This window comes from Paraburkholderia sp. SSBN10T (genome assembly GCF_056619545.1).
Genome location: NZ_JBWQQI010000001.1, coordinates 263,006 through 286,910 on the forward strand (window position 1 = coordinate 263,006; position 23,905 = coordinate 286,910).

The window sequence follows — 23,905 nt, forward strand, 5'->3', positions numbered from 1 at the left end:
CTGCGGCACCGTCGCGTTCCCAATGAATCCGAAGCCGGGCGAGACGCGCACAACCTCAGGAAAATCGCGCGTGTTGCCGGCATGTTTTATCAGGTCATCCCATGACTGAACTCCTCTATGGCGACGGTGCAATCCGCCGTCCGTCCCTCTATGGTTCCTCGATCGAAAACACCTACGCGGGCGTGCTGTCGTTCATGCGACGCAAGTACACGCGCGAGCTCGACGGTGTCGACGTAGCGATTTCGGGCATTCCGCTCGATCTGGCCACCACCTTCCGCTCCGGCGCGCGCCTCGGTCCCGCCGCGGTGCGGGCGGCGAGCGTGCAGTTGTCCGAATTGCATCCTTATCCGTGGGGCTTCAATCCGTTCGACGATCTCGCCGTGACCGACTATGGCGACTGCTGGTTCGATGCGCACAATCCACTGACCATCAAGCCGGCGATCGTCGAGCATGCCCGCACGATTCTGCGTTCGGATGCGAAGATGCTGACGCTGGGCGGCGATCACTACATTACGTATCCGCTGCTGATTGCGCATGCCGAGAAGTATGGCAAGCCGTTGTCGCTGATCCATTTCGACGCCCACTGCGATACCTGGGCCGACGACAGTCCGGACAGCCTGAACCACGGTTCGATGTTCTACAAGGCGGTGAAAGACGGCCTGATCGATCCGAAGACCTCGGTGCAGATCGGCATCCGCACATGGAACGACGATTTCATGGGCATCAATATTCTCGATGCCGCATGGGTGCATGAACATGGCACGCGCGCCGCGGTAGAACGGATCATGTCGATTGTCGGCGCACGTCCTGCGTATCTGACCTTCGATATCGACTGCCTCGATCCGGCCTTCGCGCCGGGCACAGGCACGCCGGTGGCGGGCGGCCTGTCGTCGGCACAAGGGCTGGCGATTGTGCGCAGTCTGGGCGGCGTCAACCTGATCGGTGCGGATGTGGTGGAAGTGGCGCCGGCCTATGACCAGAGCGAAATCACCGCAATCGCGGCGGCGCATATCGCTTGCGACGTGCTGTGTCTGTGGCGGCAACGCAAGGTAGCCGGCGCACGCTGATGTTCTGAAGGTGCGGGAAGCCGGCGTTAGTTTGCGGAGGACGCTCCGCGCGGCTGACGCCGGCCGTCGAGCAGACCGAGTGTGTACACGGCGAGCGCGCCGCTCGTCAGCGCCAGTTGCCAGATCAGCATGTCGCTGCCGAGCGCTTTCATCGCAAGGCCGGCTAACAGGGGACCGGCGATGGAGCTTGCGCAGAACGTCAACGAGATCAGCCGCATATTGCGGATCAGCGCGGTCCTGTCACTGCAGGCCGCGGCGTAGACGCCAAGCGTGAGGAAGGCGCTATTCAGTCCACCTAACATCAACGCACTCGCGCTGAGCAACCACGAGGCCGGCCCTGCGAGTCCAAACGAAACAATGGCGAGCACGCTGGCGGCAGCACAGACGATGACCGCCGTGGCCAGGCCGGTGCGATCGGCCAGCCAGCCGACCGGAAACTGCAGGACCATGGCGCCGACGCCGAACCATGTGAGCAACGTGGCAGTTTGTGTGACGCTCATGCCGCGTCCATCGGCAAAGAGCGGAAACAGACCGAACAGCGCACCGTCATCGAGACCGCCCACTATGACGACTACCATGCCGAGGGCGACCACCGGATCGATAGCGGTTGCCGCTTTGCTGGCGGGGCATCGGGCCGGCTGCATGGCTTGTATCGCATCGGCAGTGTCCGTGGATTCATCGGTGTCGGCGGGACGTGCAACCTGATTGGCCGGTTCGGTGGCGCTATCCGCCGCATCGGAACCGGCCAGCCAAAGCGGAATGGCCGCGACGAGCGTAAACGCCGCGCCTGCCGCAAAGACGACCGGGCCGTCGATCCCGTGCCAGGCAGCAAGAGCAGGACCAATGATCCCCGCGACTGCGATCAACGTCTCGTGCACGCCGACCACGCGTCCGCTGGCGTGCGCCGGGACCAGCCGGTAAAGCCAGGTCTCGTTCGCTATCCAGCGCAGTCCGATGCCGAGTCCGATCAGCAGACCGGGCACGATCCATAACGGCCATGTCAGCTCGCGGATGCTGGCGAAGGCGAGGACCGTCGCCGCTAGCGCGATGGCCACCGTCCGCTTTGCCCCGAAGCGTTCGGTGAGCCGCGGGGCCGCCAGCAGCCCGGCGAACATGCCTGCCCACTGAGCCGCGGAAAACAGGCCGGCGCGCGGGGCATCGAGCCCTTGGTGGGCCAGCCACACGGGCAACACCGTGAAGCCAATACCGAACTGGCCGGTCTGCGTGAGCGCCGACACGGCGGTCAGCGCCGCAATGGCACGCCAGCGCACGGGCGTCGCGGGGCTCATGTGCCGCTCCGCGGCGGCATGGGCAAACCCAGTTCGCGGCATTCGACCGGACAACCCGCCTTGATGCAAGGGCCGTCGTCACACAGGCGGCACAGTTGCATGGAATGTGCCGGGTTGCGGGTTTCGTGCCAGAGGATCTTGATCAACAGGTCTTCGAGCACGACGCGTTCGCTTTCGTCGAGACGGCCAACCACGCGTTGCAGCATCCGTTCGCGCGCCGTTTGCAGGCGCTTCACTTCGCGCTTGCCGGCGGCGGTGAGCACGAGCGCCACGGCACGCTTATCGGCACCCGGCTTCTTTTCGATCAGGCCCGCCTCGACCAGTCCCGATACCGCGCGGACAGCAGCCGGATGCGAGAGATCCACCGCATCGCGCAGCACTTCAATGGATGAATCGGGGTATTGGCCGACCGCATTGAGCATGGCGCGCGCCGTGGGGCCGGCGAGGGCGGGCACGGTGTTTTGTGCGTTCATCTCATCCGTCACCAGCAGGGCGAGCACGCCAAGCAGGTTTTCTGTGCGCTGCGTCATGACAATGCCTCAATGTGTGCAGTGTGCATATATGCATGTTGCACACATTGAGGCGGGAATGCAAGCGACTTTTTGAGGGCGCCGTAAAACCTGAAACCTGAAGCGGCTAGGCGGCCCGCAGGCTGGCTTGCTCGATCACATCCGCGACGCCCGCAGCCGTGGCGGCGGACAGCGTCCAGCCAAGATGCCCGTGGCCGGTGTTGTAGAACACGCCGGGCAAGCGTCCTTTGCCCACTTTCGGCAACATGCTCGGCAGCATGGGTCGCAAGCCCGCCCAGGGTATGACTCGCGAGGTGTTCACCTGCGGGAAGTAGCGGCGCGTCCATTCGGTCAACGGGACAATCCGTTCCGCGCGAATATCGCGATTGAAGCCGTTGATCTCGGCCGTTCCGGCCACGCGGAAGCGGTCGGCGCCGAGGCGGCTGGTGACGATCTTGGCGCTGTCGTCGAGCAGGCTCACCCAGGGCGCGCCTTGCTGGCTCGCGGCATCGTCGAGACAGACCGTGATCGAGTAGCCTTTGACCGGGTAGATATTGACGTGGTCGCCGAGCATCGAAGCGAATTCGCGGCTCTTGACCCCGGCGCAGACCACGATCTGCGCAAAGCTCTGCTGAAACGACTCGCCGGCCTGAGTGGCGGCGATGCTGAACGCTCCGCTTGCGTCACGCGTAACCGAAGCGATCTCCGTGTCGTAGAGGAAATTGACGCCATGACGCTCGCAAGCTTGCGCGAGACCGCGCGTGAACTTGTGAATATCGCCGGTGGAATCGGACGGCGTGAAGAAGCCGCCGTGGAAGGCGCCTTCGAGCGCGGGTTCGATGCGGCGAATCTCAGCCGCGCTCACCGCTTCGCGGTCGAGCCCGCCTTCCTTGAGCAGGGCGTTCACCTTGGCCGCCGTGTCGAACTCCTTGCGGGTCTTGTACACATGCAGGATGCCGCGCTGCTCGTGGTCGAACTCGATGTTCTCGCGCGCCGCCATCGCAAACAGATGCTGCCGCGCGGCAATCGCGAGGCGCACGGTTTCGATGGTGTTGGCGCGATAGTGCGGAATCTGCCGCAGAAACTCGCCCATCCACGAGTACTTGTGCCAGCTCGGCAGCGGATTGAGCAGCAGCGGCGCGTCGCGCGTCAGCATCCAGCGCAGGCCTTTGAGAACCGTGGCGGTGCTGTTCCAGACTTCCGCGTTGCTGGCCGACAACTGGCCGCCGTTGGCGAACGAGGTTTCCATCGCCGCATAGCGGTGGCGTTCGAACACGGTAACGTTAAAGCCGCGTTGCGCAAGGGCGTAAGCGGTCGTGACGCCGGTGATGCCGGCGCCGATGATGGCGATGCGTGACATGTGATGGTCCAGAGTAAGTGAGCACGGCCGTTTCCGGCTTCCATGCCCCATCTGTCCCTGTACCTGAGAGTTTCTTTCCGTGCGCATCCCGCTGCCGGGCGGACGGAAATCCCCTTCGGTGGGCGCGTGAAGCGCCGCTCTCCAGATGTTCCCGCTGGGCGGTCCTTGTGCCTGAGAGTTTCCGGGGCGGTTGCTCCGTCGGCGCCGTCACAGCCTTGGCAAGCGTGACAGTCTCTCCCGCGACAGCGTGTAGAACGGCGTAAAGGTAGCCGTTGCCAATAAATCCGGCAAGCGGTTTTTGTGCGCGGGCTGCGGTGCGCGGTTGCCGGGGCGCAGTGGTGGGCGTGTTTGGCGTGTTTTCATGCCCGGCGGCTCTCTGCGCTTATTTGCGCAACACGCATCAATCGTATAGCCTTGCTCAGGCCCATTCGCCCCGATACCACCCGCGCGCACCGTGAAGGACATTCTCTCCCTCAAGCTCTATACCCGCGTAGCGCGGCTCGGCAGCTTCTCGGCTGCGGCGCGCGAATGCGGGCTGTCGCAATCGCAGGTATCGCGCATCATCGCGGAGCTCGAAAGCGAGCTGGGCGCGCGGCTGCTCACGCGCACCACCCGTGCCGTCATGCTGACCGATGCGGGCGCCGAGTTTCTCTCGCGGCTCGACCCGATCCTCATCGCGCTTGAGGACGCGGAGCAGAGCGTGCGCGAAGGCAGCGAATTGCGCGGCATGTTGCGCATGAGCATGCCCAGTAGCGTGGCGATCCGCGAGATCATTCCGCGTCTTGCGCCGTTTCTCGAACGGCATTCCGAACTCCGTTTGCAGATGTTGCTCGACGACCGGCCGCGGGATTTCGTCAGGGAAGCGGTGGATGTGGCGATCCGGCTCGGGCGCCTGGTCGATTCGAGCGCCACCGCCATATTGATTACCCAGATTCCACGCGTTATCGTCGCCTCGCGCGGCTACGTGGAACGCCATGGTGCGCCCGCGGCACCGGAGGACCTGGTGCGCCATCGCATTGTCGACGGACCGGCCTCGGTGGTCGCGAGCGGCTGGAAGTTTGCGCGCGCCGGCGGCGAGGAGGTGGTGGTCGGCCTCGAGCCGCATTTCTCGACCAACGAGAACGAAGGGGCGGTCGCCGCGGCCGTCGCAGGCATCGGCATCACTTCGACGAGCGAGTGGGCGTGCCGCCGCGAACTGAGCGACGGTTCGCTGGTGCGGCTGCTGGTCGACTGGAGGACCGAGGATATTCCCGTGCACGCCTATTTCCCGATGGGCCGGGCGACGCGTGCGGCAGGACGCGCCGTGGTCGAGCATCTGAGCGCCGAGTTCCGGCGCGAACAGCACGCGGGCTTTGCCTGAGTGCTTTCTAAAAGCTTTCTGTCTGCTTTCCTGGCGCAGCAGTGGCAATCCAGCGGCCGCGCCGCGCAGGCCGCTGGCGGCTGCGTCGTCTGTGTCGCCTGTGGCAATGCCAACTAAACCCGCCGCCCCGGCATCTATGCATCTCATACATAAGAGATAGCAAAAACCAACGGCTACCGCCGCGAGCGGGCCGCCTTTATCTTCGTTTCATAACGCGATCCCACTCAGCCGGCACGCCGCTCGCGAAGCCGATGGGCGAGGGCTCGTTCCTTCACTTCAAACCGGTCTTCCGCGGCGCGCAGATTGCCAACGTCGACTCGGCGCTTTCAATGAGACTGACATGAGCAAAACTACGCCTGAGCAAAACAAGGCCCTCGTCCTCGAGGCTTTTGACACGCTTTTCAACCAGCGCGACTATGTGGCTGCCGAACGCTTCTGGTCGGACCGCTACATCCAGCATAGCGCGCACATCGCACCGGGACGCGCCGGCCTGTTCGACCTGATTCGCACGCTGCCTGACACGTTGCGCTACGAGAACCAACTGATCGTGGCCGAAGGCGACTACGTCATTGCACATGGCCGCTTCTCCGGCACCGGCAGGCCGGCGGCGTGGATCGCGGCCGACGTGGTGCGTTTCGAAGACGGCAAGCTCGCCGAACACTGGGACGTTCTGCAGGACGAAGCAACTCAGGCGCAATCCGTGAGCGGCCTGCCGATGTTCGGCGACCGGTTTCCGGCGTAACGCCTGACGGATTGACTGCTGGAATCTCCAACACAACGGCATCTCCAAGGACATCATCATGAAACTCAGCGGAAACACGATCTTTATCACGGGCGGCGGTACGGGCATTGGCCGCGGACTGGCCGAGGCGTTGCACCGGCGCGGCAACAAAGTGATCATCAGCGGACGCCGCCGCGGCTATCTCGACGAGGTGGTGGCGGCAAACCCGGGCATGGCGGCCATCGAGCTGGATATGACCGATCCGGCGAGCATCGAGCGCGCGGCAGCGCAACTGATCAAGGACTATCCGGATCTCAACGTGCTGATCAACAACGCCGGCATCATGCAGCCGGACACCGCGGCGGGGCGGATCGACGACGCGCTGCTCGTCGCCACCGTCACGACGAATCTGCTCGGACCGATCCGCATGACCTCGGCGCTGATCGATCATCTCAAGTCGAAGGACAATGCGGTGGTGGCCTATACCAGCTCGGTACTGGCGTTCGTTCCACTGGCGCCGACAGCGGTGTATTCGTCGACCAAGGCGGCGCTGCATTCGTACATTCTGTCTCAGCGCTTCATGTTGCGCGATACCAAGGTGCGGGTCCTCGAAATCGCGCCGCCCTGGGTGCGCACCGACCTGATGAACAGCCGCGAGGCAGAACAGGCGATGCCGCTGGACGCATTCATAGGCGAAACCATGGCCGTCCTCGGCACCGATGCGGATGAGATTCTGGTGGAAGGGGCGAAACTGTTCCGCGGCAATCCGGGGCCGGGTGAGCATGAACTCGTGAATGGGTTTAATGCGCAGATGGTTAGTGTGTTTGGCGGGTAGCAGTTGCAACCTGACTATTCGCTCGAGCGGACGGCTGCGGGTCGGTTGCAGTAGACTTCGGCATTGCGGCAGCCGCCGCTTAGCTCAAGCGTTAAGCCTCGCGGGACACACTCAGGGAACATGAAGCTGCTCCTCACCTCCGGCGGCGTCACGAATGCCAGCATTCACAGCGCACTCGCAGGTCTCCTCGGCAGGCCTCTTGCCGAGTGCAATGCCTTATGCATCCCCACGGCGGAATACGGCCACCCAATGTGCACGCCCGCGTCGGCATGGCGCTTTGTTGCGGGGAAGTCGCCCGCGCCTATGAGCGACCTGGGTTGGAAGTCAGTCGGCCTCCTGGAACTCACCGCGCTTCCTAGCATCGGAAACGAGCGGTGGGAACCGTGGGTGAGAGAAGCAAACGTGTTGCTCGTAGACGGTGGTGATGCGTGTTACCTGTCCCACTGGATGAGGCAATCCGGGCTGGCAGCACTTCTTCCATCACTGCCGGATACAGTCTGGGTTGGCGTCAGCGCTGGGAGCATGGTCATGACGCCACGCATCGGTGAGGACTTCGTGAACTGGAGGTCACCCAATGGGAACGACCGTACCTTGGGCATAGTCGACTTCTCAATCTTTCCGCATCTAAACAACGAGTTCATGCCCGAGAACACACTGGCGAATGCCGAACGCTGGGCAGATGGCATTGGCGGCCCCGCGTATGCAATCGACGACCAGACGGCCATCAAGGTGGACAGCGGCACCGTTGAGGTGGTGTCGGAAGGAAGCTGGAAGTACTTTCCGTGACCTTGGAATGGGTGGGATGGTTCAAGCACAATCGGCTGATGGAACCACTCGGCCATATCCCGCCCGCCGAAGCTGAGGCAAACTACTATCGGCAACTTAAAATCAATGCTGCCGAAACCGCATTAACTGAAACCAACCAGCCTCCACGAATCCCGGGGCGCTTCAGGTCCTCGCGACGCTAACATTGATGTGCGTCAATGCCATTTGATCGCTTTCAGACTTTTCTAACATAGCTTCCAGCACTAAAAAGTTAAGCTCGCGGAAATAAGTATTTCAACCCCGCGGGAGTCTGAGTAGATGGCAATTTTCTATGGTGTTGTCGAAGGTGATCCGCTTGACAGCGCAGAAGGCAGCTATGTTTCCGCGTCAGGTCACTGTTTCAACATACAGGGCACGGATGGCAAGTATCGCCAGATGGTTTTTATAGGCGATCACGCATGGTGTAACGCGTGCAAGAGCACGGGCGTGATCGTTCACGGCGCGAGTCTCCGTGATTCCATGCGATTTCTTGACCTGACATCCGGATGCAGGCGTCAGGCCGTGGGCGGCGATAGGGTTCATTGCCAGTGTGCGCGCCCCCCGCAGATTATCGCGACCTACGCTGTTCATAAATGGCGGATCGTAGACGATACCGGTGATGCATGCCGTGCGGCCAGTTCGGACACACCTGCTTCGTCATCTGGAATCGGAAGTTTTGACGAACAGGTCCGGTCCGTTGCTGCCGGGTTGGTCCTGGAGGACTACCCGTATCTCATTGAGACGTTTGACGGCAGGACCTCTTACGGTCGCACAGACGCGAGTGGCAAGTTACCCCGCATCGCAACTGATAGTGCCAACGACTACACGGTCTATTGGGGCGACGATGCGCTTGCGAAGAAACAGGGGAACTGACAATGCCAAACAAACCGACTGTAGTCAGAACCAACTCGACACCCGGTTCCGTCAAGGTGGTGGAACTGAAGGTGCTGACCTTTCAGGAACTGTGGGATAACTACGCGACGGGTAATCCCTACGACAACCCAGCGTATAAGGATCAGTGTGCGATACGTATGAGCGTGACGCTCCACCGGGTGGGCATCGAAATGAAGTCATTTTCGGAAAAGCTCATAAAACCGCTTTCCGGCGCGCCGACGATTGGGCGAATATTGCTTGACGGCAAAGCCACGGCCACACGTGCCGACGAGCTGGGCGCATGGCTAAATTTGCGTCCGGTTGCCGGTCTGCCCAAAGCAGAGAATATTACCGGGGCAGACTGGGAAACGAAGGTCAAAGGACGCACAGGTATCATCCTGTTCTCGCGATACTGGTCCCGCGCGGGGGAAAACGCAGCGCAAGCAAGCGGTGGACACATTGACCTCTGGAACGGTTCACGGCTAACAAACAACGGTGTAATAGGAACCGCAGAAACGTTTATGCGCTTTACACTTCGCATTAACGATCCATGGATTCCCATCTATTCCGATCTCAGAAGGTCAAAAGAAATTCTGTTCTGGGAAATCAAGTGATTGCTTCATTTGCGACCTTCGTGATCGGTTGTCTATTGGGTTTTTTGATAGACCTGATTCCTCATGCCATAGAGGTGGCTCTGCGCATCGACCTATGCAGAGAGTCATGCTCTTCGTGGTTTCGGGCAGGCTCAGTGCTGGCATATATGGCCATGCCGCTTGCATGGGGTGCCCTATCAGTCTTGATTTTTCGACGATCAACCGGAAGCGCGCGCTTCCGATTGATGGCGTTAGCGTTGACTGCATCGCTGATGCTGATTTTACTCATGACCTGGACGGCATACGCGTATCAAGCGGGTAGTTTGAAATGAGACGGGCAGCGGCCTTTAGCAAGCGCGAGCGGCGTTGGCAATCCTGGCTATGTTGCTCAGTGGACCGGTATAGCTGGACCAGTTGCAGGGCTGCACCACAGTTCGCTCACAGCATCTCGAACACGCTGTAAACCGGCCCACTCGCAAACCGGTGCCCCGAACCGACCGTGATCACGCGATTCAGCCACTCGTACTTGCCGGCCGGGGCTTCGAAAACCGGATTGATGCGGAAGTAGTAACTCGCCGGATCGACCTCTTCGCCTTTCTCCAATCGCTGGATGACCTCGGCCGGGCCGTGGCGGATACCGCGGTAGGCCATCGTGATGTGGGTGCCGTCGTCGGTTTGCAGAATCAGACGGACGTCGAGCGTGGTACTGCCATCGGTGCGTACGGTCTGCCAGTCGCTGCCGCCGTCGAGCACCTTGCCCGATAACCGCTCGCCGGCGAACGTGCCGGACGGTACGATACCGATGCGCCGCAACGGCCCTGGCGTCGCGCCGACCATCACAATCGGTTTGACATCGAGGCGCATCACGAACAGAGGACGCGTTTGCACGCTCTGGAGCGGTGCGGGAAGCTCGTCGAAAACGGGAGTGGACATCGTATTCACCTTCGCTGTGAAGCGCGCGAGATCGAAGCGCACGCCGGTTTATAGACGCTTTACTGCAGCGGCGAAAAATCGGTTGGCCGCATGATGCGCGATTCCATGCTCACGAAAATATCGAGCGCTTTGACCTTGCGGCCGAACTCCTGCCAGCGGCTGTCAGCGGCCATCCGGTCGCGGCGCGCGAACCGGTCGTCGAGACTTTGATAGGCCCAGATATGGACGATCTGACTGATATCGCCGATCTCGGTCGTGAAGAAGCCGACCAGCGTGCCGAGAAACTCCTGCTGCAGCGGCAGGCCTTCGCTCTTGTATAGCGCGAGCCAATCGGCGCCGTGCAGCGGCTTGAACGTGTAAGTGCGGATTTCGTAAAGCATGGGCCTCTCTCTTGGGCAGCTAGACGACTGTTGCGCGATAAAGAATAAGGCGGATAACTAAATAAACTGAATTTCTCCGCTCCTATCCCTGATAGCTCGACGAAACCGATCAGTGTCAAGCGGCGGTTTTACCGCCATTGACTCTAAGCACTTCACCGGTCATAAAGCTGGCCTGCTCCGACCCGACAAAGACGATCGCCGCGGCGATTTCCTCCGGCGTGCCGGCGCGCTTGAGCGGCACCGCAGCCAGCATGCCGGCCTTACGGTCCGCATTCGCTGTAAGCCGGTCGAGCATGGCGGTTTCAATAGGACCCGGCGCCACTGCATTGACGCGTACACCGAACGCCGCGGCTTCGAGCGCTGCCGACTTCGTCAGACCTTCCACCGCGTGCTTGCTGGCGACATATAACGCCATGCCGGGCGCGCCGCGCGCGCCCATCGTCGACGAGATGTTGACGATGCTGCCGTTGCCTTGTGTCGTCATGACGCGCAGTTCGTGTTTCATCGCGAGCAGCGTGCCGAGCACATTGCTGTCGAACACAGCGGCATAGCTTTCGGACGTCTGCTCCAGCACCGGGCCGGATTCGCCCTCGGTGCCGGCGGCGTTCACCGCGATGTCGAGCCGGCCGAAGCGCTCGACGGTGGCGTCGACCAGCTTGCGCAGATCGTCTTCGAAGCGCACATCCGCTTGCACGAATTCGGCTTGCGCGCCGACGCCGCGCAACGCTTCGGCGAGTTGCCGACCTTCTTCGGCGCGCCGTCCCGAGACGACGATGCTGGCCTTCTCACGCGCAAACGCAAAGGCGGTGGCGTGGCCAATGCCGGTCAGCGCGCCGGTGATCAGTACGACAGGTGGAGTTGTCATGGAATATCCTTGATCAATCAGTTAGCGCGAACGGTTCGCATGGCCGGCCGCTCGCACTGGGCTGAACAGGTTGTGAAGACTCAGGCATGCACCTCGATGGAATCGACCCGGTCCGGGTAGAAGGCGAGGTGAGCCTCGATCTGGGCGACCGCCGCATACGGTTTCTCGTAGGTCCAGACCGCATTGACCGAGCGTGCACCGCCGGAAGGAATCGAGAAGTACGCACAATCACCCTTGTACGGGCAATAGGTGGCGTGCTCGGTGCGTTCGAGTAGCGTCATGTCCACGTCCTTGCGGGGGATGTAGAGGACGGCGGGATAGGCGGCCTCGCGCAGCGTCAGCGCTTCGCGTGTATCGGCGATCACCTTGTCGCCAAGCGTGACCACGATGCGCGCCGGGTTCGGCTCGATGGTGATCGGATGATCGGGACCCGGAACCTTGACGGTTTTGCCTGCCTGATTGACGTTGCTGGACATGGAAACGCTCCTTGGGGTGATTCGCCCCGCGCTCAAGCGAGGCGAGGCCGGTGTTGCGACCCGCTGCCGCTCAGGCGGCAAACGGGGAGAAGTCGATATAGGCGCGCTCGTCTGCGCCATCGTGATCGAAGCCGCCTGCCGCCATGATCGGTCCTTTGAAGATTTTGCGCAGGAATGGTGACGCATTAGAGCTTCGAGCCGCCGTCGACGTGCAGGGTGTCGCCGGTTACCCAGCGCGCGTCGTCGGAGGCGAGGAAGGCGACCGCGCCGGCAATGTCGTCCGGTTGGGCAATGCGCTTCAATGCCTGCATGCCGAGCGTAATGTCGCGGCCGGCATCGGTCTTGGTGAAGCTCGACGACATGTCGGTGGCGACTACGCCGGGCGCAACGGCATTCACGCGGATGCCGCGTTCGCCGAGTGCCGCAGCAAAATGCTTGACCAGCGTATCGACCGCGCCTTTGGTGCCCGCATAGGCCGACAGGACGCCCACGGCGGCATGCGCCGCGAGTGACGACAGCAGCACGACGCTGCTGCCTTCGCCGAGTATCGGCAGCAACTGCTGCACGAGGAAGTAGGGCGCCCGCACGTTTACTGCGAACAGGTCGTCGAAATCTTCGACTGTGGTGTCTTCGATGCTCGCCGCCTTCGCGATACCGGCGTTGGCCACGAGGATATCCAGACGTCCGCCGACGATGCCGCGCACTTGTGCCGCAAGCGTATGTGGGCCGTCGGCCGCACGCAGGTTCGCGCCGACTTTCTGTGCCTTGCCGCCGGCCGCGCGGATTTCCGCGACTACCGCGTCTGCTTCCTTTTCTCCGCTGCTGTAATGAATCAGGACTTGCGCGCCCAGTTTGGCGAGTGCGAGGGCACTGGCGCGGCCAATGCCGCGGGATGCGCCGGTAACGAGGGCGGTCTTGCCGGTGAGGTGAGTCATGGTCAATCTCCTGTGAGGTTGAGAACTGCTGGGCGGGTGGCGTGCGGGGTGCACGTCCGCAATTGAGGCCGAAGCCGCGGCGCCTGATTCGTCTGCGTTCGCGTCGCTGCCATGGAAGCTAATCTAGTGGTGGGCGGGGCAAACGAAAAAGACTTTATGGGCTGGTGACCATGCTTCGCAGGCATGCCTAAGCGGTGCCGCGCCGGATTGTTCGCGCTGGAGCGCCCAATACTCCAAGGTGCGGCGCAGTGTCGGGTAAATGAAGGTATATGGCCGTGCGCATGGGCTGGCGCTGGACGCCGGACTTTGCAACGCCCTTTTCAGCGCATCACGTAAGCCTCGCCTGCAGCGCTCGCAGCGCGGTGAGCAACGAATTCGGCTTGAAGTGCTTGCGGTAGTCCACGTCGACGAAGGCCAATATGACGATGCTGTCGCGATCCAGCAGGTAGGTGGCCGGTATCGGCACGAGCCATGTACCGGCGTTTCCTGTCAACGGCGGTTCATAACCCAGTGCTTCATATCGCGCGCGCAGGCGTACTGGGAGCTCGAACGCGAGCCCGTAGGCGCGCGCTACCTTCATATCGACGTCCCGCAACACGCGCATGGGCAACTGGGCAGTTTGCCTCGCGTCCCGCAAGGGCGGCGCGATGGCCACCGCGTTCGCGCCGAGCGCCGCCATGTCCTTGGAAGTGGACGCGAATTCGGCCAGTGCCGCTTCGCTGAACGAGCACCAGGCGCCGCGGATAAAGTGCAGCACGACTGGCCCCGTGTTTAGCAGATCCTCGAGCGCTACTTGCTGTCCGCCGGCGTCGGCGAGCGTGAACAATGGCGCACGCGAACCGGCGCGCAGCGCCTGTGATGCCGCTTGCGATGAGGCGTTGATGGTGATCTCGACGACGGTGTCCGCGGGCGGAAGGGCCGAGTCTGGTTGCATACGCAGGACTGGCATGAAAACCTCCGGAAACTGGCAACTAGCTTGTTGAAGTCAATTTATTCATTCCAGCAGGCGAACAGAAGGTGCAGAATCGCATATCACTTATTCCACGGAGAATCAGGATGGACCGTCTGGCGGCGATTGAGATTTTCATTCGCGTGGTCGATACCGGCTCGTTTTCTGCGGCGGCAAGGCATTTCGATGTCGGCCAGCCGGCGGTGTCAAAAGCGATTTCGCAGCTCGAGGAGTGGCTCGGGGTCAAACTGTTGCTGCGTTCTACACGCGCGCTTACGCCGACCGAGGCGGGCACCAGCTTCTACCAGCGCGCCAAACGGGCAGTCGAAGAAACCGATGAGGCCGTGCTGGCCGCGCGCGGAACGGCCGCCGGTCTGACGGGCAAATTGCGTGTCTCGGCTGCCGTGTGCTTTGCGCGCTTGCATATCGTTCCGCGGTTGCCGGAATTTCTGGAGCAGCACCGCAGCCTTGAACTCGAACTGGTGCTGGACGATCGCAATATCGATCTCGTCGAGGAGGGCATCGACCTTGCGCTGCGCATGGGCGCGCTGGTCGATTCCAACATGACTGCGCGCAGGCTGGCCGAGGCGCGCCGCCGTGTCATCGGTACACCTGAGTATTTCAAGCGTTATGGCATTCCGCAAGAGCCGGCTGATCTGCTCGCACATCGGGCCGTCATCTACACGCGCGACGGCGGTGGCGGCGAAGAGTGGAAATTCCGCAAGGAGACCGCGGAGGTCTCCGTCAAGATGCAGGGGCAGGTGAAGATCACGGCGACGGAAGGGGTACGGGCAGCCGTGATCGCCGACATCGGGCTTGCCATCGTGTCGGAATGGGCATTCACGCCCGAGTTGAAGTCGGGCAAGGTGGTTTCGGTGATGGACGACTGGACGCTGCCCGCGATCGGCCTGTCGGCCGTCTATCCGACCGGACGCCTTGCCAGCACGAAGGCACGGCAGTTTGCGACGTTTGTCGAGCATTGCCTCGCCGGCTAGCCAAGGTGGCCGGTTCAGCCAAGCCTCTCGCGTTGAGCAAGACTAAGCCGAACCGGCCGATTTACTGCATTGCGCTGCATTATGCGGCGGCTTCGAGCTCTTCGATCGCTTCGGCGAGCACCATTTGCGCAGCGTTGGTCGGTCGTGCCGCCGTGCGTCCCGCAGGTCCATAGACCGCATCGCCGCGCACGATGCTGTTGCCGGTGATTGCGCAAATGCCCTGCGAACGCGCGATCCTGCGAATCCACAGTTGCTCGCAATAGTTGGCGGCGGTGGAGTCGCGCCATGTAATCGAAACGGACTTGGCGCTGAAACGCTCGACGAACGTCACCACCGCGCTCTTCGCGCTAGCCGATGGGGCACGCGCACGATCCGCCGCCGCGCCTCGGCGCGCCTGATTGGCGCAGTCGCGTCCGGGACGGGAGACGGGATTGCGCGATGTCTTCTGAGCATCCCTCGCGCTCGTGGTGTCTTTCAAAATGCTTGCGTCGATCTCGTCATGCGCGGGTGCTGCGCTTTCTTTCAGTCCGGCAATGACGACCGCCCACGGGTCCGCAACACGGGGAGGCGCGAGCGCCGTTACCTTCAGTGCTTCGGTTTCGCCTGCGGGCGCAAAGGCGCGTTCGACGGCATCGTTACGCTGCACCTCATTGACCTTCGGGTGCCGATTGCGCGTTGTGGACGTCTTTCGTGTGGCTGCGAAGTCTGGCTCGGGTCCTGTAACGTTCACGTCGAATCCTCTATTTAGTTCCGTCCTCGAGGCCGCACGGACCTGTCGCGGCACGCCGCGACAGCTTGTTGCAGTGCTCCCCGCGGCGCGTCGCGAAGACGCGAACGCCCGTCGTGACGGCGCGCGGCACAACGGGGGCGGGTGACGAGTGGCGGATGGCCGGTGTCGTTGGCGACACCCTGAGCGGATCTTATCGACTGGCCCAGGCGAGATAAATGTGCGTTCCCTGAAAACACCGTTTGGGTTCGGCTAACAATGAAGGGGGCGCGGTTGCGCCCCCTTTGGCTCAAACGGTGACGACGATCTTGCCGAACTGGCCGTTCTGCTCCAGGTAGCGGTGCACTTCCACCATCTCGTCGAACTTGAAGCTGCGGTCGATAACCGGCTTGAGCGCGCCGTTCTCGAAACCCTTCAGGACGTATTCCACCGCGGCTTTGCGACGGCCTTCATCGCCGCTCGTCAGCCAGATGTTGTGCGCCTTCACGGTGACCATCCTGGCGATCATGTCGAGGATCGGCAGCGGCGTGGCTTCGCTGCTGAGCGCGCCATAGATATACAGGATGCCGTTGAACGACAGCACCTCGATCAGCTTTGTCAAGGTCGGACCGCCGACCGGGTCGAATACGACGCGTGCGCCATTGCCGCCGGTGATGCGCTTCACTTCGTCTACCAGGTCGGTTTCTTCCGTCGAGATCACATGCGCGGCGCCGGCTTCGAGCAATGGCTGGCGCTTGGCCGAGGTGCGCGTGAGGGCGATCGTCGTCGCACCGGCGTAGTTGGCGATCTGGATCGCCGCAAGGCCTACGCTGCTGGAGGCCGCGGGAATGACGACGAAATCGCCCTTCGTGACCTTCGCATCCTCGACGAGCGCGCCGTACGCCGTGACGAACATCATCCAGACCGACGCGGCCTGCTCGTACGACAGGGCCTCCGGATGCTTCACGACCGCATGCTCCGGCGCGATGATGACCTCGCCGTAGGTCGAATAGTGATTCATCGAGAACGACGGGATCAGGTTGACTTTATCGCCGACCGCAATCCCGCTGACATCGGGACCGACGGCATCGACGATGCCCGCTGCTTCGTAGCCGAGGCCCGCGGGAAACTTGACGCGCTCGATGTAGTCGTCGATTCGCCACATGGCTTCCGCACGGTTGATGCCGATGGCCTTCACGTTAATGCGAACTTCATGCGGACCGGGAGCGCGAACTTCGTGCTCGAGGAATTCGAGCACCTCCGGGCCGCCGGCTTTGGCAAACTGGATGGAACGTGACATACACACCTCGGATGTGAAAGGATGATGATGACGGTGTAACGCGTACAGGGTATCCCTGATCGCGCAGGGTCACACCGCCTCGGTTGCTTCGTAAGCGGGGAAATCCGAATAGTTCGTTTCGTCGCCGCCCCAGAATGCGGCGCGCACGTACGGTGTGAGCGGCAGGTTGTGCTTCAGCCGGTAGGGCAGGTCGGGGTTCGACGTAAAGTGACGGCCAAACGCGACGAGGTCGGCGTCGCCCGATGCGACGATCGCTTCGGCGCTGGCGCCATCGAAACCGCCTGCTGCGATGATCGGGCCGCTGAAGTGCCGGCGCAGATACTTCACCGCCACCGGCGCGTGGCCTTCGTGCAGCGTCTCGTCGCCCTTGATGCGCGGCTCGATCACATGCAGGTAAGCGAGACCGTACCTGTCGAGCACTTTCGCCACGTAGCTGAAGGTCGCCTCCGGATTGCTATCGGAGATGCCACCCCATTCGCCCGAGGGCGAGATGCGTACGCCCACGCGCTCAGCGCCGAACACCGAGATCAGTGCTTCGACCGCTTCGCGCAGGAAGCGCACCCGGTTTTCGAGCGGGCCGCCATAAGCGTCCGTCCGCTTGTTGGTGCCGTCCTGGATGAACTGGTCCACCAGGTAGCCATTCGCACCGTGCAATTCCACGCCGTCGAAGCCGGCGTCGAGCGCACGCTGCGCGGCGACGCGAAACTCTTCGATGATGCCGGGGATCTCTTCGATTTCCAGCGCGCGGTGCGGCGAGGCAGGGACGAACCCGTCCTTGGTCAGCGCCACGCCGTCGAACGGCACGACGGAGGGAGCCAGCGGTGCGACGCCGCCTGTCATTTCGACGTGGCTTTGACGGCCGCCGTGAATCAGTTGCATGAAGACGCGGCCGCCTTTGGCATGAACCGCATTGGCGATGGCCTTCCAGCCTTCCGTCTGGCCGTCGTGAAAGAAGCTGGCTGCGCCGAGGTAGGAGCGTGCCGTGATAGAAATGCTGACGCCCTCGACGATCTCGAGACCGCCTTGCGAGGCGCGCTGGCCGTAGAAGTCGGCCATCATCGGGCTGGGGATGTCGCCGGGCTGGATGGTGCGCAAGCGGGTCATCGGCGCCAGAACGACGCGATGCGAGAGAGGGTAGGCACCGACCTTCGTGGGAGTGAACAAGTTAGCCATGATCTTTCCTTGGGTAGCGAGTAAGGACTGGGACGTTCGACACAGTGCCGATTCGTTGATGGAGAATTTATCGACTTGGTCTGGTCTGGAGAAGACCGCGAATCGGATAGGGTTCATTCCAATCGGGGATGAATGTGTGAAGTGCCTCGCGTTATGCGCCGGCACGCGATCGGCTTCGTGGATCAACGGGTGCGAAAAGGCGGAGCCGGGATCAGACTGGGAATTGAAATTGCGACGGAGAACGAATAAAAAAGAGAAGCGAGTCGTAAAGGATGGGTATGCCGATCGCAACGTGGGGTGCCCGGCTGCCGCTGGTTGTACTCAATGGCGCCTGCGTTGTGCGGACGTCGTGCATCGAGCTAAAGCTTCGTTTCGCGCTTGATGTACAGCGTGTCGCCGATAATCCATCGGGCCGCGTCGGAGGCGAGAAAAACAATAGCTGCACCGATGCCGGCGGGCGCTGCCCAAAACGGCCGCGCTCGTTTTGCCGCCCTGCACATAATCTAACGAGGGCTTGCACAAAGCCAAAAGACTTTGTAGGCTGGCCGGCATGCCTGTGAGGCATGGATCGCCGTCGAGGGCCCATGGAGCTTCGCCATTTGCGGTATTTCATCGCGGTCGCCGAGACCGGCAGCTTGACGGTCGCCGCCGAACGCCGCCTGTTTACGTCGCAGCCGTCGTTAAGCCGTCAGATCCGCGATCTGGAGGACGAGGTGGGCGCCGAACTGTTCAATCGCAGTGCGCGCGGCGTCGAGTTGACGGCATCGGGCAAGGCCTTTCTCGACCATGCGCGGCTCGCGCTGTCCCAGGTGGAAGCGGCCACTGAAGCCGCGCGCCGCGCGTCGCAGCCCAGCAAGCAGGTCTTTGCGTTGGGTTTCCTGACCGGCGAGGAGATGACCTGGCTGCCGCGCGCCATGCAGGTGCTGCGCGAGGAGTTGCCGAAGATCGACGTGACCGTGTCGAGCCACTATTCGCCGGATCTCGCCGATTCGCTCGCACGCGGCAAGCTCGACCTGGCGTTTCTGCGCGCCGAACCGGGCTACGATCTCGACTACCGCGTGGTCAGCCGCGAGAAACTCGTCGTGCTGATGCCGAGCGACCACCGCCTTGCCGGGCGCGCCGCGATCCGTCCCGAAGACTTCGCGGGCGAGCCCTTCATCATGGCGAGCAACAAGGCCGCCGTGCTGCACCAGGTGATCTTGCAGTATCTGCGCGACAACGCAATCGACATCAAGCCGGAGCACGGCGTGGACAACCTGGCGATGGCCATGTCGCTGGTGGCTTCCACGCGCGGTCTCGCGCTGATGCCGGAGTATGCGAATAACCTGCTGCCGTGGTCGGTGGTGAGCCGCCCGCTCGAAGGCGAAGCGCCGACCATCGAGCTGGTGATCGGCTATAGCAAGGCGAATACGTCGCCGGTGCTGAAGCTGTTTCTTTCACGCGCTGATGAGCTGATGGAGCCGCTGCGCGTAGCAGCTTCTTGAGCGATCCACCGCGAGACCCGCTACACCATGATGAATCCGTGCCGCATGCCGAGCATCACCGCTTCGGTGCGGCTCGTTGCGCCCAGCTTGCCGAAAATCGAGGAGAGGTGGAATTTCACGGTGTTCTCGGAGATGGCGAGCTGGCGTGCGATCTCCTTGTTGCCGAGTCCTTCGGCGAGCATCGCCAGCACTTCGATCTCGCGCGGGGTTAGCGCTTCGATGCGCCCTGTGGCCGTCGGCGGGCGCGGCGGCTTGCGCCCGGTCAGCAGCCTTGTGAGGATCTCCGGCGGCAGCACGCAAAGATCCGCGGCTGCGGCTTCGAGCGCGGCGACGATTTCGTCTGGTGAGGCGTCTCGCGAGAGGATCGCCGTGACGTTGCCGGGCAGCGCTTCATGGACCCAGTCGCTGTCCGTCTCGTCGATCAACAGGACGAGCGCCGGCGGCGCTTGATCTACATCGGCCAGCGCCTGCAGGCACGCGCGCATCTGCGATGCGTCGGCGATAACGGCGACCCGGACCGGACTCATCTGTGCCATCTGTCCACCCGACGCTTGACTGGTTGCATTAACGTTGCGCTAACCTCACCGGCACGAATTGCGTTGCGGGCGTTCGCCGAGAATGACGGCACACTCGTGACGCTCCCCGCCGCGAATCAGTACGATGTTCAACGGCTCTCCAATGCGCTCGGAACTGAGCGCGGCGTGCAGGTCGTCGACGTCTCCACATGGCTTGCCATCCAGTTCGACCAGCACATCGCCGATCAGCACGCCGGCCTTTTCCGCGGGACCGTTCGCCGCGAGCGAAACGATCAGCAAGCCGCTCTCGGACGACAGGCTCATTTTCTTCACCCATGCCTCCGACAGGTTCACCGGCTGCGTGCCGACGCCGAGGTAGCCGCGTGAGACGTGTCCCTTGGCCAGCAGTTCGTCGGTGACGCGCGCCACGGTCGTCGCGGGAATCAGGATGCCCGCGCCGCGTGCGAGTGCCGAGGTGCAGATGCCCATCACCTGTGCGCGCATATCCACGAGGGCCGCGCCCGAGAAACCCGGGCGCAGGCCGCCGTCGAGCCGCACGAACGCGTCCAGTTGTCCGCCCCGCCACGTGCGCCAGGGACCGCTGACGGCGCCGACCACGCCGAAATCCGCACTCGCGCCGAGCCCGTCGGCGCGCGCGACCGCGAGTACCAGATGGCCTGCCTTGAGCGAGCGGGCATCGCCGGCTTCGACCGGGTCGAGGTCCACGCCGTCCAGTTTGAGCACGGCGAGATCGGTGCCCGTGTCCTGCCCCGCCAGAACTGCGGCGACGCTGCGGCCATCGGCCAGCGTGACGCTGATCCCATCTTCATGCCTGAGTGTGTGCGCCGCCGTGACGACGACGCCATGCCGCCAGATTACGCCACTTGAAGGAATGCGGTGCCGACCGTGCACCGCGACGACGCGCTGCCCCACGCGCTCGACGATGCCCGCCAGGTTTTCGGAAAGGTCCTGCAATGGATTTCCGCTGGAGGTTGAGGTTTCCATGTGATTGCTCCTGCCGGTTGGAACACGATCCGCTCGTGTTTCGCGCCCATATAGGTGCGATGCGCTCGCCGGCGAGATGCCGGCGAGCGCATTCAGAATGACAGGACGGGAGCGGACGCGCACCACCCGAACGGGTGGCCGCCGGCAATCGTGTGGCGATCGCCACGAGGCGGGCCGGCCTCTTATTGGGCGATGCGATCCCAGAGGAACGGCGCCATCGCCTCGCGATTCAGCGTCACGCCGAGGCCCGGACCTTCGGGCAGCGCCAGATAGCCATTCGTGACCGCTGCTTCCGGCGCTTCGAGGACCGTATCCACGTAGCCCTCGTGAAAGCGGAAATAGGGGTAAAGCTCCTGGATGACGAAGTTAGGAAGGTTGGCCGACAGATGCAGCGCGACCTGCGTCACGAGCGGACTGCCGCAGACGTGCGGCGCGGCGCGCATGCCCCATGCTTCGGCCATGGCCGCGATCTTCTTGGTTTCCATGATGCCGCCGGCATTGCCGGGGTCAGGCTGCACGATGTCGACGGCGCGCGCTTCGAGCAGCGGCCGCGCACCGTGCCTCGCGTAGTGGCGCTCGCCCGCCGCGACGGGGATCGAGGTGCGCGAGGCGACGTAGGCCATGGCCTGTGCGTCGGACGGATCGGTCGGCTCTTCGACGAACAGAATGTCGTACTCCTCGAAGCGCTGGCATAACCGTACCGATTCGGCGGGCGTGAGGCCGCCGCTCAGGTCGAGCATCAGCTCGACGTCCGGGCCGATGGCCTGACGTACGGCCTTGACCCGGGCGACGGCCAGATTCAGCCGGTCGCGCTCGACCATGCGCTGGCTGACGTGGCGCATGTCGGCGCCGACCATTTCGCCGAGCGGATAAAACTTCAATGCCGTATAGCCGTCGCGCAGCGGCCGCTCGGTCGCCCGCGCGAATTCGTCGGGTGTCTGCGCGGCTTCGTACCAGCCGTTCGCGTAGCAGCGGATCCGCTCGCGGGCCGCGCCGCCGAGTAGCTCATAGACGGGCACGCCGCAGACCTTGCCCTTGATGTCCCACAGCGCCTGTTCGATGGCGCTCAGCGCGGCATAGACAATCGTGCCGCCGCCTTTGCCCCAGAACGTGTGGTCATAGACGTAGGTGCTGAACGCCTCGATGCGCGACGCATCCCAGCCAAGCAGGGCGGGCGCGAGGTCCTTCAGCATGCCGGCGGCGGCGTGGCTGCCGCGGCCGTAAGCCACGCCCGCTTCGCCGATGCCGCTCACGCCTGCGTCGGTGAGCAGTTCGACGACGATGGGCCGAAGCTTGCCGCTGCGGGCGAGGTAGATGTCGATCTGGCGGATTTTCATGTGGGGTCGGGAAATGCGCCGCCGCCGGAAGGCGGGCTGGCGGCATCGTTCGTCGGAACGCGCGTGATCTTCACCCGCAGTTGCCGGTATTGCTGGTATTCGCTGTCCGCGAGTCCGTCGTCGGTGATGATCTCGTGAATGTCGTCCAGTTCGGCAATGCTGTGGATCGCGCGCCCAGCAAAGCGGCTGCTGTCGATCAGCAGCGTTGTCTGGCTGGCCGCGCGGATCATCGCGCGCTTGAGCGTGACCAGTTCGAGGAACGTATCGGACACGCACTGATCGTCGACTGCCTGCGCGGACAGGAAGAACTGGTCCACGCGAATGTCGTGCAGGAACGACAGGCCCGGTTCGCCAAGCAGCGTATAGGCGCGCGCGCGGCACTGGCCGCCCGGCACGATCAGCTTGACGTGCGACTTGTCGGTCAGGAGGTTGGCGACGAGCAGGTCGCTCGTCACGACCGTCAGCGAGATTTTCAGCTCGGCGACCGCCTGCGCGAAATGATGCATGGTCGAGCCGGTGTCGATCAGGATGCTCTGTCCATCCGCCAGGCGCTTGGCCGCTTCGAGCGCGATCGCCTGCTTTTCCTCGGCGGCGGTGCCGCGGGCTTCGTCGATCGACGGCTCGTAAGTCGCGCGTTGCCGGATGCGCACCGCGCCACCGTGAGTGCGCCGCACGACGCCGCGCGCGGCCAGTGCGTCGAGGTCGCGCCGGATCGTGGAAACGGATGCGTTGAAGATTCGCGCCAGTTCCTGGTTGGACCCGCCGACGTTGCGCTCGAACCAGTCCGCCATGCGCTGCTGTCGCTCGGCCTGGATCATGTCTTCCGGCGCGGTTTTGCCGCCGTTGGTCGGATCGCTGGGCGTTTTCGGCATCTTTTTCTGCTCCTCGGGTATCTTCATTCAGTCTCGGTCCCGCGAAGATACACGAGTGCCCGGCTGCGCGGCGAGCGGGCACGGGCCAGCCGGGCTGCTGCGGCGACGCTCAAAGGCTGATCTTCAGATAGGCCGCCTTCGCCGCGCCGGCGCCGCGATAAGCGGTGATCTCGATCTCGACCAGATACTCGGGGCCGGCGAGCGGCGTGGCGGTGATCGTGCTGGCCGGATCGATGCCGCGAAACTTCTCCGCCACGACGCCCATGATCGCGTCCTTGTGCTCCAGGTACGGCACCGCAACGCGCGTGCGCACGACGTCTGCAAGACTGGCTTCGACGGCTTTCAGCGCGCCCTCGATGTTCGCGAAGCATTGCCGGGTCTGCTCGGCGGCGTCATGCGAGATTTCGCGGGTGCGGTAGTTGCGGCCGGCCGTATTGGCGACGAGTATCCAGTTGTCCACCACGACCGCGCGCGAGTAGCTGAGCTTGTCTTCGTAGAGGCTGCCGGACTTCAGCTTGGTGACCTGTAAGGCTTCCATCGTTGGGATTCCTTCTGATGTGATCGGGCGT

General features: G+C 63.0%; 27 protein-coding genes, 1 pseudogene and 1 riboswitch. Of the genes and pseudogenes, 11 read left to right on the forward strand and 17 right to left on the reverse strand.

Annotated features, from left to right (window positions below; translation table 11 throughout):
- Positions 1 to 101 precede the first annotated feature (101 nt).
- Entirely contained in the window at positions 102 to 1,067 is a 966-nt protein-coding gene (gene speB / locus AC1ECK_RS01225; protein WP_480315082.1) for an agmatinase, read from the forward strand.
- Between the two features lie 26 nt (positions 1,068 to 1,093).
- On the opposite strand, the gene AC1ECK_RS01230 is transcribed toward speB, so the two are convergent.
- The 3 genes from AC1ECK_RS01230 to AC1ECK_RS01240 form a co-directional block, all read right to left on the reverse strand.
- Positions 1,094 to 2,356 carry an MFS transporter gene (locus tag AC1ECK_RS01230; protein WP_480315084.1) on the reverse strand — a complete coding sequence of 421 codons (1,263 nt, stop codon included), beginning with the start codon at positions 2,354 to 2,356 and terminating at the stop codon, positions 1,094 to 1,096.
- Positions 2,353 to 2,886: a MarR family winged helix-turn-helix transcriptional regulator gene (locus AC1ECK_RS01235; protein ID WP_480315086.1), complete on the reverse strand. Its 534-nt coding sequence runs from the start codon at positions 2,884 to 2,886 to the stop codon at positions 2,353 to 2,355. The genes AC1ECK_RS01230 and AC1ECK_RS01235 overlap by 4 nt, the downstream gene beginning before the upstream one ends.
- Before the next feature lie 106 nt (positions 2,887 to 2,992).
- Positions 2,993 to 4,225: a D-amino acid dehydrogenase gene (locus AC1ECK_RS01240; RefSeq protein WP_480315088.1), complete on the reverse strand. Its 1,233-nt coding sequence runs from the start codon at positions 4,223 to 4,225 to the stop codon at positions 2,993 to 2,995.
- 41 nt (positions 4,226 to 4,266) lie between these two features.
- Positions 4,267 to 4,380: riboswitch (glycine riboswitch) on the reverse strand.
- Positions 4,381 to 4,679: 299 nt separating this feature from the next.
- Here AC1ECK_RS01240 and AC1ECK_RS01245 point away from each other — a divergent pair.
- The 7 genes and pseudogenes from AC1ECK_RS01245 (at position 4,680) to AC1ECK_RS01275 (ending at position 9,432) form a co-directional block, all read left to right on the forward strand.
- A complete protein-coding gene (locus tag AC1ECK_RS01245) occupies positions 4,680 to 5,585 on the forward strand; it encodes a LysR family transcriptional regulator (protein WP_480315090.1) in 906 nt (301 codons plus the stop codon).
- A 340-nt stretch (positions 5,586 to 5,925) separates the two neighbouring features.
- Complete coding sequence (locus tag AC1ECK_RS01250) at positions 5,926 to 6,327, forward strand: nuclear transport factor 2 family protein (protein WP_480315092.1); 402 nt, start codon at positions 5,926 to 5,928, stop codon at positions 6,325 to 6,327.
- A 58-nt stretch (positions 6,328 to 6,385) separates the two neighbouring features.
- Positions 6,386 to 7,141: an SDR family oxidoreductase gene (locus AC1ECK_RS01255; RefSeq protein ID WP_480315094.1), complete on the forward strand. Its 756-nt coding sequence runs from the start codon at positions 6,386 to 6,388 to the stop codon at positions 7,139 to 7,141.
- 120 nt (positions 7,142 to 7,261) lie between these two features.
- A complete protein-coding gene (locus tag AC1ECK_RS01260; protein ID WP_480315096.1) occupies positions 7,262 to 7,927 on the forward strand; it encodes a Type 1 glutamine amidotransferase-like domain-containing protein in 666 nt (221 codons plus the stop codon).
- Positions 7,927 to 8,109: pseudogene (locus AC1ECK_RS01265) on the forward strand (hypothetical protein); the annotation flags it as partial. The gene AC1ECK_RS01260 and the pseudogene AC1ECK_RS01265, both read left to right, overlap by 1 nt.
- A gap of 115 nt (positions 8,110 to 8,224) precedes the next feature.
- Positions 8,225 to 8,818, forward strand: coding sequence for a PAAR domain-containing protein (locus AC1ECK_RS01270; protein ID WP_480315098.1), 594 nt, complete (start codon positions 8,225 to 8,227; stop codon positions 8,816 to 8,818).
- A 2-nt stretch (positions 8,819 to 8,820) separates the two neighbouring features.
- The gene (locus tag AC1ECK_RS01275; RefSeq protein WP_480315100.1) at positions 8,821 to 9,432 is read left to right on the forward strand and encodes a type VI secretion system amidase effector protein Tae4; all 612 of its coding nucleotides are present in this window, start codon (positions 8,821 to 8,823) and stop codon (positions 9,430 to 9,432) included.
- 417 nt (positions 9,433 to 9,849) lie between these two features.
- Here the strand turns inward: AC1ECK_RS01275 and AC1ECK_RS01280 are convergent, their stop codons facing one another.
- The 4 genes from AC1ECK_RS01280 to AC1ECK_RS01295 form a co-directional block, all read right to left on the reverse strand.
- Positions 9,850 to 10,344, reverse strand: coding sequence for a DUF3237 domain-containing protein (locus AC1ECK_RS01280; RefSeq protein ID WP_480315102.1), 495 nt, complete (start codon positions 10,342 to 10,344; stop codon positions 9,850 to 9,852).
- 59 nt (positions 10,345 to 10,403) lie between these two features.
- Positions 10,404 to 10,724, reverse strand: a complete 321-nt coding sequence (locus AC1ECK_RS01285) for an NIPSNAP family protein (RefSeq protein ID WP_480315104.1) — start codon at positions 10,722 to 10,724, stop codon at positions 10,404 to 10,406.
- A 115-nt stretch (positions 10,725 to 10,839) separates the two neighbouring features.
- Positions 10,840 to 11,589 (reverse strand): SDR family NAD(P)-dependent oxidoreductase, encoded by a 750-nt coding sequence (locus AC1ECK_RS01290; RefSeq protein ID WP_480315106.1) that lies wholly within the window; start codon positions 11,587 to 11,589, stop codon positions 10,840 to 10,842.
- 80 nt (positions 11,590 to 11,669) lie between these two features.
- Positions 11,670 to 12,065 (reverse strand): DUF427 domain-containing protein, encoded by a 396-nt coding sequence (locus AC1ECK_RS01295; protein ID WP_480315108.1) that lies wholly within the window; start codon positions 12,063 to 12,065, stop codon positions 11,670 to 11,672.
- Between AC1ECK_RS01295 and AC1ECK_RS01300 the strand changes: the two genes are divergently transcribed.
- Entirely contained in the window at positions 12,064 to 12,246 is a 183-nt protein-coding gene (locus tag AC1ECK_RS01300; RefSeq protein WP_480315110.1) for a hypothetical protein, read from the forward strand. The genes AC1ECK_RS01295 and AC1ECK_RS01300 overlap by 2 nt on opposite strands.
- 4 nt (positions 12,247 to 12,250) lie before the next feature.
- Here the strand turns inward: AC1ECK_RS01300 and AC1ECK_RS01305 are convergent, their stop codons facing one another.
- Positions 12,251 to 13,000, reverse strand: a complete 750-nt coding sequence (locus tag AC1ECK_RS01305; protein ID WP_480315112.1) for an SDR family NAD(P)-dependent oxidoreductase — start codon at positions 12,998 to 13,000, stop codon at positions 12,251 to 12,253.
- 328 nt (positions 13,001 to 13,328) lie between these two features.
- Positions 13,329 to 13,949, reverse strand: coding sequence for a peroxiredoxin-like family protein (locus AC1ECK_RS01310; protein WP_480315113.1), 621 nt, complete (start codon positions 13,947 to 13,949; stop codon positions 13,329 to 13,331).
- A 107-nt stretch (positions 13,950 to 14,056) separates the two neighbouring features.
- On the opposite strand from AC1ECK_RS01310, the gene AC1ECK_RS01315 reads away from it, so the two are divergent.
- Positions 14,057 to 14,944: a LysR family transcriptional regulator gene (locus AC1ECK_RS01315; RefSeq protein WP_480315114.1), complete on the forward strand. Its 888-nt coding sequence runs from the start codon at positions 14,057 to 14,059 to the stop codon at positions 14,942 to 14,944.
- Positions 14,945 to 15,023: 79 nt separating this feature from the next.
- Here AC1ECK_RS01315 and AC1ECK_RS01320 read toward each other — a convergent pair whose 3' ends face one another.
- From AC1ECK_RS01320 to AC1ECK_RS01330, 3 genes are all read right to left on the reverse strand, one after another.
- The gene (locus tag AC1ECK_RS01320) at positions 15,024 to 15,590 is read right to left on the reverse strand and encodes a DUF3331 domain-containing protein (RefSeq protein WP_480315115.1); all 567 of its coding nucleotides are present in this window, start codon (positions 15,588 to 15,590) and stop codon (positions 15,024 to 15,026) included.
- Between the two features lie 370 nt (positions 15,591 to 15,960).
- A complete protein-coding gene (locus AC1ECK_RS01325) occupies positions 15,961 to 16,950 on the reverse strand; it encodes a zinc-dependent alcohol dehydrogenase family protein (RefSeq protein WP_480315116.1) in 990 nt (329 codons plus the stop codon).
- Positions 16,951 to 17,019: 69 nt separating this feature from the next.
- Complete coding sequence (locus AC1ECK_RS01330; RefSeq protein ID WP_480315117.1) at positions 17,020 to 18,123, reverse strand: alkene reductase; 1,104 nt, start codon at positions 18,121 to 18,123, stop codon at positions 17,020 to 17,022.
- Between the two features lie 584 nt (positions 18,124 to 18,707).
- Here AC1ECK_RS01330 and AC1ECK_RS01335 point away from each other — a divergent pair.
- Positions 18,708 to 19,607, forward strand: coding sequence for a LysR family transcriptional regulator (locus tag AC1ECK_RS01335; protein ID WP_480315118.1), 900 nt, complete (start codon positions 18,708 to 18,710; stop codon positions 19,605 to 19,607).
- Positions 19,608 to 19,627: 20 nt separating this feature from the next.
- Here AC1ECK_RS01335 and AC1ECK_RS01340 read toward each other — a convergent pair whose 3' ends face one another.
- The 5 genes from AC1ECK_RS01340 to AC1ECK_RS01360 all read right to left on the reverse strand — a co-directional run bounded on the left by AC1ECK_RS01340 (position 19,628) and on the right by AC1ECK_RS01360 (position 23,874).
- The gene (locus AC1ECK_RS01340) at positions 19,628 to 20,143 is read right to left on the reverse strand and encodes a response regulator transcription factor (RefSeq protein WP_480315119.1); all 516 of its coding nucleotides are present in this window, start codon (positions 20,141 to 20,143) and stop codon (positions 19,628 to 19,630) included.
- A gap of 45 nt (positions 20,144 to 20,188) precedes the next feature.
- Positions 20,189 to 21,127, reverse strand: coding sequence for a S1C family serine protease (locus AC1ECK_RS01345; RefSeq protein WP_480315121.1), 939 nt, complete (start codon positions 21,125 to 21,127; stop codon positions 20,189 to 20,191).
- 182 nt (positions 21,128 to 21,309) lie between these two features.
- Positions 21,310 to 22,464, reverse strand: coding sequence for a mandelate racemase/muconate lactonizing enzyme family protein (locus AC1ECK_RS01350; RefSeq protein WP_480315123.1), 1,155 nt, complete (start codon positions 22,462 to 22,464; stop codon positions 21,310 to 21,312).
- Positions 22,461 to 23,363 (reverse strand): DeoR/GlpR family DNA-binding transcription regulator, encoded by a 903-nt coding sequence (locus AC1ECK_RS01355; protein ID WP_480315125.1) that lies wholly within the window; start codon positions 23,361 to 23,363, stop codon positions 22,461 to 22,463. The genes AC1ECK_RS01350 and AC1ECK_RS01355 overlap by 4 nt, the downstream gene beginning before the upstream one ends.
- Before the next feature lie 82 nt (positions 23,364 to 23,445).
- Positions 23,446 to 23,874, reverse strand: a complete 429-nt coding sequence (locus tag AC1ECK_RS01360; RefSeq protein ID WP_480315127.1) for a RidA family protein — start codon at positions 23,872 to 23,874, stop codon at positions 23,446 to 23,448.
- Positions 23,875 to 23,905 lie beyond the last annotated feature (31 nt).